General features: G+C 46.6%; 13 protein-coding genes. 11 read left to right on the top strand and 2 right to left on the bottom strand.

The window, feature by feature from the left end; genetic code table 11:
- Window positions 1-34: 34 nt before the first annotated feature.
- The 10 genes from zwf to gyrA all read left to right on the top strand — a co-directional run bounded on the left by zwf (window position 35) and on the right by gyrA (window position 13,647).
- Complete coding sequence (gene zwf / locus Q0307_RS00610) at window positions 35-1,510, top strand: glucose-6-phosphate dehydrogenase (protein ID WP_298654933.1); 1,476 nt, start codon at window positions 35-37, stop codon at window positions 1,508-1,510.
- Window positions 1,507-2,205 (top strand): 6-phosphogluconolactonase, encoded by a 699-nt coding sequence (gene pgl, locus Q0307_RS00605; RefSeq protein ID WP_298654930.1) that lies wholly within the window; start codon window positions 1,507-1,509, stop codon window positions 2,203-2,205. Before zwf ends, pgl begins: the two co-directional genes overlap by 4 nt.
- Window positions 2,206-2,225: 20 nt before the next feature.
- The gene (gene edd, locus Q0307_RS00600) at window positions 2,226-4,052 is read left to right on the top strand and encodes a phosphogluconate dehydratase (protein WP_298654928.1); all 1,827 of its coding nucleotides are present in this window, start codon (window positions 2,226-2,228) and stop codon (window positions 4,050-4,052) included.
- 4 nt (window positions 4,053-4,056) lie between these two features.
- Complete coding sequence (gene pgi / locus Q0307_RS00595) at window positions 4,057-5,703, top strand: glucose-6-phosphate isomerase (protein ID WP_298654925.1); 1,647 nt, start codon at window positions 4,057-4,059, stop codon at window positions 5,701-5,703.
- Window positions 5,704-5,715: 12 nt separating this feature from the next.
- Window positions 5,716-6,342 (top strand): bifunctional 4-hydroxy-2-oxoglutarate aldolase/2-dehydro-3-deoxy-phosphogluconate aldolase, encoded by a 627-nt coding sequence (gene eda, locus Q0307_RS00590; RefSeq protein WP_298654922.1) that lies wholly within the window; start codon window positions 5,716-5,718, stop codon window positions 6,340-6,342.
- A gap of 69 nt (window positions 6,343-6,411) precedes the next feature.
- On the top strand, window positions 6,412-6,876 hold the full coding sequence (locus Q0307_RS00585; protein WP_298654919.1) for a methylglyoxal synthase: 465 nt from the start codon (window positions 6,412-6,414) through the stop codon (window positions 6,874-6,876).
- Window positions 6,877-6,918: 42 nt separating this feature from the next.
- On the top strand, window positions 6,919-8,370 hold the full coding sequence (gene pyk, locus Q0307_RS00580) for a pyruvate kinase (protein ID WP_298654916.1): 1,452 nt from the start codon (window positions 6,919-6,921) through the stop codon (window positions 8,368-8,370).
- A 91-nt stretch (window positions 8,371-8,461) separates the two neighbouring features.
- Window positions 8,462-9,757, top strand: a complete 1,296-nt coding sequence (gene glgC / locus Q0307_RS00575) for a glucose-1-phosphate adenylyltransferase (protein WP_298655027.1) — start codon at window positions 8,462-8,464, stop codon at window positions 9,755-9,757.
- The gene (locus Q0307_RS00570) at window positions 9,739-10,932 is read left to right on the top strand and encodes an MFS transporter (protein ID WP_298654913.1); all 1,194 of its coding nucleotides are present in this window, start codon (window positions 9,739-9,741) and stop codon (window positions 10,930-10,932) included. Before glgC ends, Q0307_RS00570 begins: the two co-directional genes overlap by 19 nt.
- Window positions 10,933-11,076: 144 nt before the next feature.
- Entirely contained in the window at window positions 11,077-13,647 is a 2,571-nt protein-coding gene (gene gyrA, locus Q0307_RS00565; RefSeq protein ID WP_298654910.1) for a DNA gyrase subunit A, read from the top strand.
- 57 nt (window positions 13,648-13,704) lie between these two features.
- Here gyrA and Q0307_RS00560 read toward each other — a convergent pair whose 3' ends face one another.
- Window positions 13,705-14,346: a CoA pyrophosphatase gene (locus tag Q0307_RS00560; protein ID WP_298654907.1), complete on the bottom strand. Its 642-nt coding sequence runs from the start codon at window positions 14,344-14,346 to the stop codon at window positions 13,705-13,707.
- Between the two features lie 189 nt (window positions 14,347-14,535).
- Here Q0307_RS00560 and Q0307_RS00555 point away from each other — a divergent pair, with 189 nt between their 5' ends.
- Complete coding sequence (locus Q0307_RS00555; protein ID WP_298654903.1) at window positions 14,536-14,847, top strand: pyrimidine/purine nucleoside phosphorylase; 312 nt, start codon at window positions 14,536-14,538, stop codon at window positions 14,845-14,847.
- Window positions 14,848-14,898: 51 nt separating this feature from the next.
- On the opposite strand, the gene Q0307_RS00550 is transcribed toward Q0307_RS00555, so the two are convergent.
- On the bottom strand, window positions 14,899-16,149 hold the full coding sequence (locus Q0307_RS00550) for a TlpA disulfide reductase family protein (RefSeq protein WP_298654900.1): 1,251 nt from the start codon (window positions 16,147-16,149) through the stop codon (window positions 14,899-14,901).
- Window positions 16,150-16,250 lie beyond the last annotated feature (101 nt).

Below are 16,250 nucleotides of genomic sequence, written 5' to 3'. Positions count from 1 at the left end.
AATTGTTAATCACCACCAAGGAAACCCAGTATTCATGAGCAGCACGGTCATTCCTGTTGATCCCTTTGATCTTGTCATTTTTGGCGGTACTGGCGATTTAGCAATGCGCAAGTTGCTGCCTGCTTTGTTTCGACGCGATGCTGATGGACAAATTCCAGCCGCTGCTCGTATTCTAGGTTTGGCGCGTACTGAGCAAGACACTGAAGCTTTCAAACTTGAGGCTCGTGACGCTTTACAGCAACATGTTGCCACTGAAGAGTTAAGCTCAGAAGCTGTTGAACGTTTCATCCATCGTTTAAGCTATTTGCATATCGATGTAACAGACTCGAGTGCTTGGGGTGAGCTAGTCAGTTACCTTAATGAACGCCCTGAGCATATTCGTGTTTACTATTTGGCGGTTGGCCCTGCTCTATTCGGTACGATTGCTCAAGGTTTAGCAAATGTCGGTTTGGCGACGGTCAAAGCCCGTTTAGTGGTGGAAAAACCGCTAGGTCATGATTTAGAAAGTGCGATTGAACTGAATCAAGCTCTCAGTAGTGTATTTAATGAAAAATCAGTTTATCGGATTGACCATTATCTTGGGAAAGAAACGGTACAGAACTTAATGGCGCTGCGTTTTGCCAACGCACTGTTCGAGCCATTATGGAATGCAACACGCATTGATCATGTGCAAATCACTGCGGCTGAGTCTTTAGGCGTAGGTAGTCGTGGTAGCTATTATGATACTGCAGGTGCTATCCGTGATATGGTACAAAACCATTTAATTCAGTTACTTTGTCTGTTAGCGATGGAGCCGCCCTATAAATTCGATGCGGATGCTTTGCGGGATGAAAAGCTCAAAGTGCTGCGCTCTTTACGACCTTTAACCGGGCGGAGTGTATTAAGCAGTACAGTGCGCGGGCAGTATATGGGGCATGGCTCAGATGCTGAGTCTTATTTAAAAGATGTGGGTAATCCAGATAGCAGAACAGAGTCTTATATTGCGATTAAAGCAGAAATTGATAACTGGCGTTGGTCTGGCGTGCCATTCTATTTGCGTACGGGTAAAAAGCTGCGTGCACAAATGACCGAAATCGCTATAGTGTTTAAAGAACCAGCCCATTCAGTGTTTGGTGATTTAGAAACACCGACCATGCCGAATGTCTTGATCATTCGTTTGCAGCCCGATGAAGGTTTGAAGCTCCATATTATGACCAAAGATCCAGGGCCAGGTGGCTTCCGTTTGCGGGATATTCCTTTAGACATGAGCTTTGCTGAGGGACGTCAAGGTAACTGGCGGATGCCAGATGCTTATGAGCGCCTGATCATGGATGTAGTGCGTGGTAATCAAACCTTATTCATGCGCGGTGATGAAGTCGAAGCGGCTTGGCGTTGGATTGATCCGATCATTGACGCTTGGGAAGCATCCGGTCTAAAACCAGAAGCTTATGATCCGGGCAGTCGTGGTCCAATTGCAGCCGTGGAAATGATGGCGCGGGATGGTCGACGTTGGCGGGAAATTGAGGCATGAACTTAATTGGCTATCCTGACCGTGCTGTACAAGCTGAACAATTAGCTCAGCTAGTTGCCGGTGAGCTGCAAGCTGCTATCCAAGCTAAAGCTAAAGCCACTGCTGCATTTGCAGGTGGGACTACGCCAGTACTTTTTTTTAAGGCATTGGCTAAACAGGCATTGGATTGGTCAAAAGTTGCTTTTACTTTAACGGATGAACGCCAAGTAGAGCCTAGCAACGAACGCTCGAATGCCCGCTTATTGCAAACTAATCTATTGAATAGTTTAGAGCCAGCCGCTAGCTTTCAGGCTTTATACCAGCTTGGGCAAACCGAGAGTGATTTAGCTAAGTTAGCACATACATTGCAGCAAGCGTTCTTACCTTTAGATTCAGTAGTATTGGGAATGGGCAATGATGGGCATTTCGCTTCTTTGTTCCCACAAGCACCAAATTTAGAGTCGGGTTTAGATCCCAATAGCGCTGCGGTTTTACTAGAAGTACAAACGCCTGACTTGCCAGAGGCGCGAATTTCGCTAAGTTTGGCTGCTTTATTGCAAGCTCAGCATGTACATTTACTTATTACTGGCGTTGATAAACAGCAATTATTAGAACAAGTGCAGGCTAACCTTGCTGCCCGACAGCCACGTCAGTGGCCGATTGAGGCTTTATTGCAGCAAGCTGGTGATAAATTGACGGTTCACTATGCGCCTTAAGGGCGCGGATCGAGACTATTATGAAAACCACAGTTCACCCAGTCATCGCCGAGGTGACAGCTCGGATTGAGCAACGTAGTCAGCAGACGCGTAATCTCTATTTAGCACGTATGCAACAAGCAGCGGTACGTGATAATCGGCATCAGCTGGCTTGCGGTAATTTAGCCCATGCGGTTGCTGCTAGCCCAGTCTCTGATAAGTTTAAAATTGTAGCCAGTAAAGCGCCTAATCTTGGAATTGTGACCGCCTACAACGATATGTTGTCAGCGCATCAACCTTTCGAGGCTTATCCCGCTTTAATTAAACAGGTTGCTCGTTCAGTCGGTGCAACAGCGCAAGTTGCAGGCGGTGTACCTGCCATGTGTGATGGGGTAACCCAGGGTCAGCCGGGTATGGAATTGTCGCTGTTTTCGCGCGATGTGATTGCAATGGCTGCTGGGATTGCCCTGAGTCATAATTTATTTGATGCCGCTGCCTTCTTAGGGGTCTGTGACAAAATTGTTCCGGGTTTAGTAATTGCCGCAGCAACCTTCGGTTATTTACCTTGTGTGTTTTTACCCGCTGGGCCTATGGTATCAGGGATTTCGAATGACCAGAAAGCTAAAGTGCGCCAGCAATATGCAGCCGGTCAAGTAGGGCGTGCCGAGCTACTAGAAGCTGAAATGCAGTCTTATCACAATGTTGGGACATGCACTTTTTATGGTACGGCGAATAGCAACCAAATGCTCATGGAGTTTATGGGACTGCAATTGCCGGGCAGCAGTTTTGTTAATCCTAACACGCTATTACGCGATGCTTTAACCGTGGCGGGAACGGAGCAAGTGCTAAAACTGACTGCAGAAGCAGGGCATTACACGCCCGCTTGTGAAGTCTTATCGGCGAAAGCTTTTGTGAATGGGATTGTTGGGCTAAATGCAACCGGTGGCTCAACCAATTTGGTGTTGCATTTAATTGCGATGGCACGTTCTGCAGGTTTGATCGTGTGCTTAGAGGATTTTTCTGATCTGTCGGCAGTCACACCCTTAATGGCACGGGTTTATCCGAATGGCTCGGCTGATGTTAACCATTTCCATGCTGTTGGTGGCTTGCAATTCGTGATTCGCGAGTTGCTGGCTGCCGGTCTTTTACATGAAGATGTGCATACTGTGGCCGGTTTTGGCCTGCATCATTACACGCAGGAGGCCAAGCTAAATGAGCAAGGCAAGGCTATTTGGGTGGAAGGGGCTGCGAGTAGTCATGATACCGACATTTTGCGCCCCTACACTGAAGCTTTCCAAGCCTCTGGTGGCTTAGTCAGTTTAACAGGGAATCTTGGCGAGGCAGTGATTAAGGTGTCGGCTGTCAAGTCTGAGCGCCGCATTATTGAAGCACCTGCCAAAGTATTCCATGACCAAGAAGAAGTGCAAGCTGCTTTTAAAGCGGGTGAGTTGACGGGGGATTTTGTGTGTGTTGTGCGTTTCCAAGGGCCAAAAGCTAATGGTATGCCCGAATTACACAGCCTTACCCCCGTTTTAGGTGTCTTACAAGATCGCGGGCAACAAGTCGCTTTGGTTACAGATGGACGTATGTCTGGTGCGAGTGGCAAGGTGCCGGCCGCGATTCATTTAAGTCCGGAAGCGATGGAAGGTGGTGCAATTGCCAAAATCCGCGATGGCGATTTGATCCGGTTAGATGCAGAAAGCGGCGAATTGAGCGTATTGGCGGCTGATTTTGACAGTCGAGCCAATGCAACTGCGAATTTAGACGCGAATGAGGCTGGTTTAGGGCGTGAGTTGTTCCAAGTCTTCCGCCAAGCGGTTGGGCCTGCTTCTAGTGGAGCCAGCTCCTTATTTGCTGCTGGAGTATAAATAGATGAAGGCAAATCTTACTAAAGATTGGCTAGCTTTGGAAATGCATGCCGAGCGTTTGAAGGCGCAGCATTTACGGGAGTTATTTGCGAATGATCCCGAGCGTTTCCAGAGCTTGGCGTTTAGTCTGGATGATTTATTAATCGATTTTTCTAAAGAAAAGATTGATAGCTTCGCCCTTAATGCCTTGGTGCAACTTGCCGCTGATGCGCAAGTGGAGGCACGCCGTGATGCAATGGTGCAGGGTGAAAAAATTAATAGTACCGAAAATCGCGCTGTTTTACATATGGCCTTACGCGATGGGATTCCCGCCGGTGTAACGGTCGATGGTCAAGATGTGCTAGCAGATGTCGAAGCAGTGCGTGAGCGCTTTTTAGAGTTTGCAGAGGCGGTACGTACTGGGGCTTATAAAACAGTAAGCGGCCAAACTTTTACCGATGTAGTAAACATTGGTATCGGTGGCTCGGATTTAGGCCCCGTGATGGTAACTGCTTCACTAGCGCCTTGGCATGATGGTCCACGTTTGCATTTCGTCTCGAATGTGGATGGTGCGCATATTGTCGATACCCTCACACCGCTGAATCCTGCCACTACTTTAGTGATTGTTGCTTCTAAAACCTTTACGACTGCAGAAACGATGCTGAATTTCAGTACTGCTTTGGCATGGCTAAAACTAGCCTTAGGTGAACAAGCAGGCCAACATGTCGCGGCGGTTTCGACTAATTTGGCCACAACGCGTACTTACGGGATTGATGATACTCGCGTGTTTGGGTTCTGGGATTGGGTCGGTGGACGCTATTCAGTGTGGTCGGCAATTGGTTTACCCGTAGCGATTGCATTAGGCAAACAAGCCTTTACTGAGTTCTTAGCAGGCGCGAAGGCGATGGATGAGCATTTTCGTTCAGCGCCTTTAAGTAGTAATTTGCCAGTTTTATTTGCCTTAATTGGGATTTGGCGGCGTAATTTTCTGAAATATCCCACGGTTGCTTTGATTCCCTATGATCAACATTTAGCACGTTTCCCCGCTTATGTGCAGCAACTAGATATGGAGTCGAATGGTAAGCGGGTACAACTCGATGGTACGCCGATTCAAGAGTCAACGGGAGCTGTGATTTGGGGGGAGCCGGGAACGAATGCACAGCATTCTTTCTTTCAGTTAATTCATCAAGGCAGTGATGTGATTCCTGTGGATTTTTTGGCAGCCGCCAATCCAAGCAGCCAAAGCGTTTTTGGCGATGTACAGCACCATCATGAAACGCTACTGACTAATGTCTTAGCACAGGCACAGGCCTTAGCTTTTGGGCGTAATGCTGAGGCTGTGCGTGCGGATATGCAGGCGGCAGGCTTAGCAGCTGAACAGATTGAGCAGTTAGTCCCCCATCGTACTTTCCCGGGTGACCGACCTTCGACTTCGATTATCTATCGCCAACTCACACCCAATACTTTAGGGCGTTTAGTTGCCTTATTTGAACATAAGGTATTTGTGCAAGGGGTAATTTGGGGTGTTAATTCGTATGATCAATGGGGAGTGGAGTTAGGCAAAAAGTTGGCCACGGCCTTAGCGCCTGCTTTGCGGGAGCGTACTGTTCCTGCTGATGTGGATGCTTCGACAGCGGGGCTTTTAAAGCATATTCACGCACTGCGTGCCTAAAGAGGATTAGCAATGTTTTCATTAAGAGACATGTGTCAGCAGGTTGCGGTGATTCCTGTATTAGTTGTGAAAGATACTGCACAGGCTAAGCCTTTGGCAGAGGCTTTGGTCGCAGGCGGATTAACGGTTCTGGAGGTCACTTTGCGCACACCCGCTGCTTTAGAGGTGATTCGCTTAATGAGCGAAGTACCGGGTAGTCAAGTGGGTGCGGGTACTGTGTTAACCCTAGCGGATGTGAAAGCAGCAAAAGCAGCGGGTGCTCAATTTGCAGTATCGCCGGGTGCAACTGCCGATTTAGTTAAAGCCGCTCTGGATGAAGGCTTGCCTTTATTACCGGGCGCTTCTACTGCTTCTGAGGTGATGCGCTTGATGGAGCTAGGTTTAGATACCTTAAAATTTTTCCCTGCTGAGGCTGCTGGTGGAGTTCCCATGTTAAAGTCCTTGCATGGCCCCTTGCCTAAGGTGATGTTTTGCCCCACAGGAGGCATTACAGAAAAAACCGCAGCCCATTATTTAGCACTACCGAATGTGATGTGCGTGGGTGGGTCTTGGGTCACACCGGATAATTTACTGCAAGCAGGCGATTGGCAAGCCGTGCAAGCCTTGGCACAGGCAGCTCAGGCTTTGAAAAAGGCTTAAAATTCGCTAATCATGCTGTTGAATCAACATTCAGCCTTGCTCAGCAAGGTTCTCTAAGAGGATAGGCGGATGCCAAACTTAGCCATTGCGATGATTGCTCATGATCGCACTAAACCCGATTTAGTGGCATGGGTGGGAAAGAATCTGGCACATCTGCAGGGGCGCTTGATTTATGCAACTGGCACGACAGGGCGCTTATTACAACATGCCTATCCTGAGTTGACGATTCATCCCTTGAAAAGTGGCCCTTTAGGTGGCGACCAGCAAGTAGGTGCTTTGATCGCTGAAGGTAAAATTGGTTGTGTTATCTTCTTGCAAGATCCAATGACACCACAGCCACACGATGTCGATGTAAAAGCCTTAGTCCGCTTAGCGACCTTGTATGAAATTCCTCTGGCTTGTAATCAAAGCACTGCAGATTATTTGATTTCTAGCCGCTATTTTACACAACCCGAATTAGCGCCGGATATTCTCTCGATTGAGGAGCGCTATGAAGCTTATCTACAGCGTTTAAATGCTAGTTTGGCTAATTGAAGCTTCGATTATTCACCGTATGGATCATGGAATAACAAACAAATGAAAAGTCCTTTTAAATTAGACAGGCGCACCAAGATTGTAGCCACTTTAGGCCCCGCTTCGAATGATGAAACTGTATTGCGCAAGTTGGTTGAAGCCGGTGTAAATGTATTTCGCCTGAATTTTAGTCATGGTAGCCATGAGGATCAACGAGCGCGTTTCAATCTTATTCGTTCGATGGAGGTTGAATTTGATCGCCCGATTGGCATTTTGATGGACTTACAAGGGCCAAAATTACGTATTGGCACCTTTGCTGAAGGCAAAATCACTTTAAACAAGGGCGATACCTTTAATCTTTATTTAGAAAAACGTGTAGGTGATCAAGAGGGTGTGAGCCTTCCGCATAAAGAGATTTTTGATGTACTCGAAGCAGGTCACGAGTTACTAGTAGATGATGGTAAAGTCCGCTTACAAGTAACTCAAGCCACTCCCTTAGTAGCGGTAACCACCGTTGTTGTAGGCGGTGTTATTTCTGACCGGAAAGGCGTGAATGTTCCGGATAAACAGTTGCCGATTAGTGCTTTAACCGAAAAAGATCGTGCCGATTTAGCGTTTGGCTTAGAGCTGGGGGTTGACTGGGTTGCTCTGTCTTTCGTGCAACGCCCAGAAGATATTATAGAAGCACGTAATTTAGTAACTGGCCGCGCAGGTATTTTAGCCAAACTAGAAAAGCCTTCTGCATTAGATCAATTGCATCGAATTATTGAATTAGCGGATGCAGTCATGGTTGCGCGTGGGGATTTAGGCGTGGAGTTACCACCTGAACGGGTACCAGCTATTCAAAAGCGCATTGTGGAGACCGCACGTTCGTTAGGCCGTCCCGTGATTGTGGCAACGCAGATGCTGGAATCTATGATTAATTCGCCAGTGCCGACGCGGGCGGAAGCTTCAGATGTAGCGACAGCAATTTATGATGGAGCTGATGCAGTCATGCTCTCGGCAGAAACAGCAGCAGGTCAGTATCCTATTGAAGCGGTTGAGGTCATGGGACGGATTATTATTGAAACTGAGCGTGATGTACGTAGTAATCATGCCCTGAAAACTTATCCACTAGAAGGTGAGCCAACCGATGCGGATGCGATTGCACGGGCAGCCTCTGATATTGCTACGGCACGGCGTTGTGTGGCGATTGTCACCTTTAGTAGTACGGGTTCAACCACCTTACGCGCCGCCCGTGCGCGCGGTTTAGTACCCATCTTAGGCTCGACGCCTTCACACCATGTTGCTCGTAAGCTCACTCTGGCTTGGGGCGTATACGCAGTGCAAACCCGTGATGTGGTGTCACTCTCGGATATGGTGGGGAAGGCAGCGCGGATGGTGCAGCGTAAAGGTTTTGCAGTGTTAGGGGATCGCATAGTAGTGACTGCAGGAGTTCCATTTGGTCAGCCCGGTTCAACTAATGTAATTCGCTTGGTTGAAGTTACAAAAGAGTATGATAAGCCTAGCGCATAGGCAGATAGCCGCAATGTTTTAACAGTGGAGGCTGTCAAGTTAGATACCAGAGGAGGTTAGCATGAGTGATATAGATAATAATTCAGGTCGTATGGACTTTTCCCGCCCAAATTTGGCGCGGGAATTAAGCCGCAACACTTTGGCTTTAGTGCTAGCAGGGGGAGAAGGTTCACGCTTAAAGAATCTGACTCACCGTCGTGCTAAACCAGCAGTGCCTTTTGGTGGCAAATACCGCATTATTGATTTTGCTTTATCTAATTGTGTCAATTCGGGAATTCGTCGGATTGGTGTTTTGACACAATACAAGTCGGATTCTCTTATTCGCCATATGCAGCGTGCATGGAATTTTATGCGGGCTGAGATTGGTGAGTTCGTAGAAATTCTCCCTGCCCAACAGCGCACGGAAAAGAAAGAGTGGTATCAAGGTACAGCCGATGCACTTTATCAAAACTTAGATATCCTGCATCGGCATGATCCTGAATATGTCATCGTCTTAGGGGGTGATCATATTTATAAAATGGACTACTCCGATATGCTGGTGAAGCATGTGCTTTCAGGGGCTGATTTCACAGTGGGTTGTATTGAGGTTCCCGTGGAAGAAGCAACTGGATTTGGGGTGATGTCGGTGGATACCGATATGCGTATCACCAAATTCACTGAAAAGCCTAAACAGCCAGAGCATATGCCGGGAAAACCCGGCGTTGCACTCGCGTCAATGGGTATTTATGTGTTCTCCCGCGAATTTTTATTTAGAACGCTAAGTGAAGACGCGTTGAGTGATGATTCTTCGCACGATTTCGGCAAAGATATTATCCCAAATCATATTCATACAGCTAAAGCACAAGCCTATGCTTTCCGTAATGAAAGAACGGGTGAGCCAGCTTACTGGCGTGACGTGGGTACAGTATATTCCTACTGGAAAGCTAACATGGAGCTGTGTGCGGTTGAGCCAGAGCTAAATCTGTATGACCGTTTGTGGCCTATTTGGACTTACCAGCCTCAATATCCACCTGCAAAATTCGTATTTGATGAAGATGGACGGCGGGGAGAGGCGATTGATTCTTTAGTCTCCGCAGGTTGTATCCTGTCTGGGGCACGCATGAAGCGTTCAGTGACTTTCTTTGCAGTTACGATTGGCAATAATTCTTTGGTCAAGGACAGTATTATTTTGCCGAAAGTGAGTATTGGAAGTAATTGTCGCCTCACTAAAGTGATCGTTGATAAAGGCTGTGTGATTCCAGATGGTACGGTGATTGGTGAGAATCTAGAAGAAGATAAAAAACGTTTTTATGTCACTGATGAAGGTATTGTGCTAGTAACGCTCGAAATGCTCGGGCAGTCTTTAAGTAGCCGCGATAAAGAACATATTTGGCGGATGGATACTTAAGCTTGCAACGCTTAGCCTTTTGGTTGGTGATCAGTGGTTTTTTTGCCTTGGGTGCTATTTTCGGCTCTTGGCAAGTCATGATGGCTGATTTGCAGCGTTCTTTTGAGTTAAGCTCAGGTCAACTGGGCTTAACCTTGACTTTAGGCGTGGTGGGATCTTTTCCTGCCATGCTTCTTACAGGGCGCTTAGCGGATCGTTGGGGTGCGCGCCGTTTAATGTTGATTAGTATCTTCTGCTCTGCTTTAGCCTATGCGTCCTTTCATTGGGTGAACAGCTATCCGTTACTACTGATTTCCATTATCTGCTTAATGGCCTCTTCAGGTGCTTTAGATGTAGGTATCAATGCGGCGGCGGTTAATTACGAGCAGAACACCGGTGATACGCGCATGAGCTTTTTTCATGCTGGATATAGCGGGATGGCAGCAGTAGCGGCTTTGACGACTGGTTTTCTCTTATTTACAGGTTTAGAGTTTCGCACAGTTTATTTGCTAGTCGCGGGTTTACTCATTCTCTTAGGCTTCATTTATGCCTTGAGTGCTAAGTTAGATCGTTTAATTAGTCACCATCAACAAGAGTCTCAGGCCGAAGTCACGCTTACAAGTCGTGCGGTTTTATTTAGGACTCCTATTTTACTTCTATTAGCAACTATCACGGGTCTAACCTTTTTCTCGGAAGGCACTTTAGAAATGTGGTCAGCGGTGTATTTACGCTTGTCTTTAGATTTGCCAACGATGATTGGGGCGGCAGGGCCTGCAGTATTTCATTTTGCCATGATGATCGGACGCTTAGGCTCAGGTTGGATTTTATTGCATTGGCGGCGGCGTTGGGTGTTAAGGGTTTCAGGGATCATGGCAGCCGTAGGCATTTTGCTTTCTGTGAGCACTTTATATCCGCTGATTATTCTGACGGGCTTCTTAATTGCTGGCTTAGCACTGGCAGCAGTTGTGCCCATTGTCTTTTCATTAGCCGGTGATATTGCTCCCAAACAAGCAGGGCAGGTGATTTCAGTCATTACTATTTTGGGTTATATCGGCTTTTTATTAGGCCCTTCTTTGATTGGTCATTTGGCTGATTTCATTGGTTTACGCTTAGCTTTGTTGGCGTTAGGAGTCGCTGGAATGGGTGTGGTCTTAATGAGTTTTAAAATTCAGCACTCTGCTTTGGATCAACGCTAAGTCTAAAGTAAAACTACCGAGTTCAGACTTAAAATAATGCCCTTTGAACCGCATTCCACGTGAGTTTCAGCCGTGTATTTTGTCCTTTTTTAAGCTTTTTCTGGTACAATAGCCGCCTCTATCTTGAACGGTCGAACAATAAATATGGCTGCTTTTGCCAAGGAAGTTATTTCGGTTAACCTCGAAGATGAAATGCGTCAGTCCTATCTGGACTATGCGATGAGTGTTATCGTTGGACGTGCGCTGCCGGACGTGCGTGATGGCTTAAAACCGGTGCATCGTCGTGTGCTGTATGCGATGAGTGAGTTGGGCAATGATTGGAATAAACCCTATAAAAAATCAGCACGTGTCGTCGGTGATGTGATTGGTAAATACCATCCACATGGTGACACTGCTGTTTATGATGCGGTTGTGCGCATGGCTCAACCCTTTTCCTTGCGCTATATGCTCGCGGATGGTCAAGGTAACTTTGGTTCGGTGGATGGTGACGCGCCAGCGGCAATGCGTTATACCGAAGTACGAATGTCTAAGATTGCGCATGAGCTATTAGCCGATATTGATAAAGAAACCGTTAATTTTGTCCCTAACTATGATGGCGCTGAACAAGAGCCAGCCGTTTTCCCGACCCGTGTGCCGAATCTCTTAGTGAATGGTTCTTCAGGGATTGCGGTAGGGATGGCGACCAATATTCCACCTCATAATCTTACCGAAGTGGTCAATGCCTGCTTAGCACTCATCAATAATCCAGAGTTGGAAATTGATGATCTGATGGAATATGTACCAGGGCCTGATTTCCCCACCGCAGGGATTATCAATGGCTCACGTGGGATTCGAGAGGCTTACCACACAGGGCGTGGGCGGATTTATGTACGTGCCCGTGCTGAAGTCGAGACTCATGAAAAGACAGGGCGTGAAACGATTGTCGTCCACGAACTGCCTTACCAAGTGAATAAAGCACGGCTCTTAGAAAAGATTGCTGAGCTGGTTAAAGATAAGAAAATCGAAGGCATTTCTGAGCTACGCGATGAGTCTGATAAAGACGGTATGCGTATGGTCATTGAAGTCAAGCGTGGCGAATCGGCCGAAGTGCTGCTGAATAATCTGTATAAGCAAACGCAGATGCAAACCGTGTTCGGGATTAACATGGTGGCTTTGGTCGAGGCTCAGCCAAAATTACTCAATTTAAAACAGATTCTCGAAGCGTTCTTACGGCATCGCCGCGAAGTAGTGACTCGCCGCACGATTTTTAATCTACGCAAAGCACGTGAGCGCGCACATATTTTAGAAGGTTTAGCCGTTGCGCTTTCAAACATCGATGAGATTATTGATTTAATCAAACGTGCAGCCAGTCCTGTCGAAGCGAAAGAGGGCTTAATGAAGCGTGGTTGGAGTCCGGGGATTGTATCGGAGATGCTCATGCGCTCAGGTGCAGAACTGTCCCGACCTGATGATTTAGATGCTGCTTTAGGTTTGCGTGAAGGCCAATATTGGCTCTCTGAAGAACAAGCCCAAGCGATTCTTGATCTGCGCCTGCATCGCTTAACAGGCTTAGAGAAAGATAAAATCCTTGAAGAGTATCGTGAGCTTCTAGAGCGGATCGCGGATTTACTGGATATTTTAAGTAATCCTGAGCGTTTAATGCAGGTGATTCGTGATGAATTGCTAGAGCTGCGTGAGACTTATAGTGATAAGCGCCGCACTGAAATTAATGTAATTGGTGAAGATTTAAGTCTGGAAGATTTAATCGCTGATGAAGAGGTAGTCGTTACGCTATCGCATGAAGGCTATGCAAAAGCGCAGCCTTTAGATACTTATCGTGCCCAACGCCGTGGTGGACGTGGCAAAACGGCGACGACCATGAAAGAAGAGGATTTCATTGAAAAACTCTTTGTCGCCAGTACGCACGATACGATTCTGTGTTTCTCTAGTCGGGGGCGCATGTATTGGCTCAAGGTTTATCAATTACCCCTTGCTAGCCGTAATTCACGTGGGCGACCCATGGTCAATCTATTGCCTTTGGAAGAGGGCGAGCGTATCAATGCGATTCTGCCGATTCGAGAGTATGCAGAAGACAAGTTTATCTTCATGGTGACCTCGAATGGCACGGTGAAAAAGACACCACTTAAAGAATTCTCGCGGCCACGTAATACGGGGATTATTGCGATTGATTTACGCGATGATTACTTAGTCGATGTGGCTCTCACCAATGGCTCGAATGAAGTCATGCTATTTACTTCAGCCGGTAAAGCGATTCGTTTCCCTGAAAGTGATGTGCGCGCAATGGGACGGGGTGCTGCCGGTGTACGTGGGATTAAATTAGAAGATGATCAACAGGTTAATGCTCTGATTATTCTGGGTGAGGGTGAGATTCTAACGGCAACCGAAAATGGTTATGGTAAACGTACTCGGGTGGATGAATTCTTAGCACAAGCTCGTGGTGGCATGGGCGTGATTGCCATTCAAACCTCTGAGCGTAATGGACGGGCTATTGGTGCGGTACAAGTCACTGAGGGTAATCAGATTATGCTCATTACCAATGGCGGGGTGTTAGTCAGAACGCCCGTCGCACAAGTGTCTTTAGTCGGGCGTAACACGCAAGGTGTGACTTTAATTCGCTTAAATGAAGGCGAGAAATTAGTACAAATTGCTCCGATCTTTAGCACCGGTGATGAGGATCCTGATTTAGAAGATACCGAAGGTGACAGCAGCGAATAAGCTAGTTTTAGAGGCATCTATAGCTCAATAGATGCCTCGGGTTTCAATTAAGTCCTTTCAAGCAGCTTTAGCTATAGGCTGGTCTAATGTACTAAAATCTACCCCTAGCATATGCAACAGATTTAAAGTCATCCTTGCTGTAGCACCCCACAACAGTTCGCCATCATATTCTTTGAAGTAAACTACTGGAACATTAGTGCCTTTTAATTCACGCAAATGCAGTTCATGATTACGCGGGTCAGCTAACCAAGTTAAGGGAATCGTAAATGCACGGTCGACTTCACTGTGCTGCAGTTGTAGAGAGTAAGGCCAAGGTACTTGAGCAACGACAGGAGTGATTTTGAAATTGCTAATGCTATGGTGAGCGCTTAAATGCCCTAGAATGCTCACATCTTGCGGGTTAATCCCAATTTCTTCTTGAGCCTCGCGTAGAGCGGTACTGTATAAATTAGGGTCATGTGGGTCACGTTTTCCGCCTGCAAACGCTACCTGTCCACTATGTCGGTCACGTTCCGAACACGCGCGCCGAATATACAATAACTGCCATTCATCCCGTAGGCGCACAAACGGTACTAAGACCGCAGCCTCGCGAAACTGGTCGCTGATTAAATTGCTGGGTACATCAAAACTACGCTGAGGGTTCACTGCTTGTAAGCGCCTACTAATGTCCTGCGCTGTTAATTTATTTAAAGCCTGCATGCTTAATCCTAATAAGTGGGTGCTAGTTCTAGTTGTTCTAGACCGTTGTGATGGTCGATATAGGTCTTAGGTGTAGGGGGAGGCTGGTACATATTCCAAGCCGAGGATGCTACTGTTACACTGCCTACGCTTTTTCTTACCCTTCCAATGGGTACTTATTCCTATTGTATTTTGTTAAGGATCAACTTTATGAGCCACATTGAAAATGTCCGCCTCCAAACTACTGCTAATGTGTATTTTGAGGGTAAATGTATCAGCTATATCTTTTTTACAGCCGATGGCACACGTAAAAGTGTAGGGGTTATTTTGCCTGCTACTTTAACTTTTGGTACTGCTGCTCCGGAAGTGATGGAGATTCAGCAGGGACATTGCCGTGTGCGCTTGGCAGGCTCTGAACAATGGCAAGACTATACAGGTGGGCAAGCATTTTCGGTGGGTGCGAATACTTCATTTGATATTGAAGTCATTGAACCTACCCACTATGTCTGCCATTACAGTTAATTATCGCAGAGCCACTGCATCCTTGCAGCTAAACCTTTAGTAAGGATGCAATTATTTTGCCACCACCTCTAAATTTTTCTCTAAAAACTTAATAATTTCTGGCTCATCCCATTCTAAGCCTCCAAAGTACATATAGCGCAGCTGTCCTTTGCGATCAATGACATAAGTGCTAGGGAAAGCTTTCAATTGCCAAGGTTCAGTGGAGCTACTGGTACTATCCACCAAAACCGGATAGTCCGCAGGTAGATGCTCTAAGAAGGCTTGAATATCTTTTGGTTCCTCACCCACATCGACACTCAGCACGACGAACTCCTTTTGAGAGAATCGCGTCTGCAAATTATTCAATGATGGAATTTCTTTGATACAAGGTGGGCACCAAGTAGCCCAGAAGTTTAGAAGCACGATTTTGCCACGATAATCCTTTAAATCCTGCATTTTTCCATTGAGGTCAGTCAAACGCAGTTCAGGTGCTATTTCTTTGGTTGGATGTTCTTGTAGCGTTTGCTCATCGGTTGTTTCTGTTTTAGCCACAGATAGTTGGCTAGCAGCTTCACCTAGTTTATCGAGCGCTTGAGTGAATTGAGCTGGAAATACACTAGCTTGTAAAGCTTCTTCTTCTGAACTTGCCTCACGCTGCAGATATCCGGCTGCAACATCATTCACCACTTCGGCATAGACTATGCTGCCTGCTTTTTCAAACGCAGCAACTAAACCTTCAAGCGCTGTTAAATTAAGCTTTTTAGTGGGCTGGAATAGATAAATCGGTAGCTTTAGTTGATAGGCAGCTTCAATAAATTGTGGATCTGCTTGTTTAGTTTTACCCAGCGTTAGTTCAGGATAGGCAAGGATCAGCCCCGCTAGCTGCTTAGAGCTACCGCGTGCGTCTTGCCAAGTTTTTAAACTTTCTACGGCTGCTTTGGCTTGCTCGCCAGTGCTGAAAATATAAAGTTTATTCTCGGTTTTACTAGGTAAGGATTCCTGAATTAATTCAGCCAGTTGGGCTGAGGACAGTTCTTTAGGTGTTTGAGAAGTCTTGCTTGTGCCCTGTAAAGGCGTTAGCCAAATTTCTAAATCAGCCGCTGCCAATTGTTTGGCTAAACTAAAGTCTACAGTTTGTGTTTCAGTACTAGAGATCCACAGGATGCGGCGTGGAGCTTCACCAAAACGATGAATTGAGGTTTCTAATTGCCCTGATAAAGTGACTTTTACGCTTTCATCAGCTTGTTCAATCGCAATAGCAGGTGTTAGCGATTGGCTGAACAGAAGTACAGCAATTGCTAACCAGTAATTTATTCGGATCATTTACTTTTCTATAGAGTTATGCAGCCCAGCAGGTAGCCTAGAGTAGGCTACCCTATGGAATTGTAAATTATCCCTGATGCCTGCAGGGAGTAAATTAAGAG

Origin of the sequence: uncultured Thiothrix sp. (assembly GCF_937873765.1) — a bacterium.
GTDB lineage: Bacteria > Pseudomonadota > Gammaproteobacteria > Thiotrichales > Thiotrichaceae > Thiolinea.
Note: the sequence above shows the minus strand (reverse complement) of the source record. Positions and strands in the feature narration are given on the sequence as shown.

Coding starts and splice junctions, on each gene's coding strand:
- edd (WP_298654928.1), top strand. CDS start 2,226: ATGAAAACCACAGTTCACCCAGTCATCGCCGAGGTGACAGCTCGGATT.
- pyk (WP_298654916.1), top strand. CDS start 6,919: ATGAAAAGTCCTTTTAAATTAGACAGGCGCACCAAGATTGTAGCCACT.
- pgl (WP_298654930.1), top strand. CDS start 1,507: ATGAACTTAATTGGCTATCCTGACCGTGCTGTACAAGCTGAACAATTA.
- Q0307_RS00560 (WP_298654907.1), bottom strand. CDS start 14,346: ATGCAGGCTTTAAATAAATTAACAGCGCAGGACATTAGTAGGCGCTTA.
- pgi (WP_298654925.1), top strand. CDS start 4,057: ATGAAGGCAAATCTTACTAAAGATTGGCTAGCTTTGGAAATGCATGCC.
- glgC (WP_298655027.1), top strand. CDS start 8,462: ATGGACTTTTCCCGCCCAAATTTGGCGCGGGAATTAAGCCGCAACACT.
- gyrA (WP_298654910.1), top strand. CDS start 11,077: ATGGCTGCTTTTGCCAAGGAAGTTATTTCGGTTAACCTCGAAGATGAA.
- Q0307_RS00550 (WP_298654900.1), bottom strand. CDS start 16,149: ATGATCCGAATAAATTACTGGTTAGCAATTGCTGTACTTCTGTTCAGC.
- eda (WP_298654922.1), top strand. CDS start 5,716: ATGTTTTCATTAAGAGACATGTGTCAGCAGGTTGCGGTGATTCCTGTA.
- zwf (WP_298654933.1), top strand. CDS start 35: ATGAGCAGCACGGTCATTCCTGTTGATCCCTTTGATCTTGTCATTTTT.
- Q0307_RS00555 (WP_298654903.1), top strand. CDS start 14,536: ATGAGCCACATTGAAAATGTCCGCCTCCAAACTACTGCTAATGTGTAT.
- Q0307_RS00585 (WP_298654919.1), top strand. CDS start 6,412: ATGCCAAACTTAGCCATTGCGATGATTGCTCATGATCGCACTAAACCC.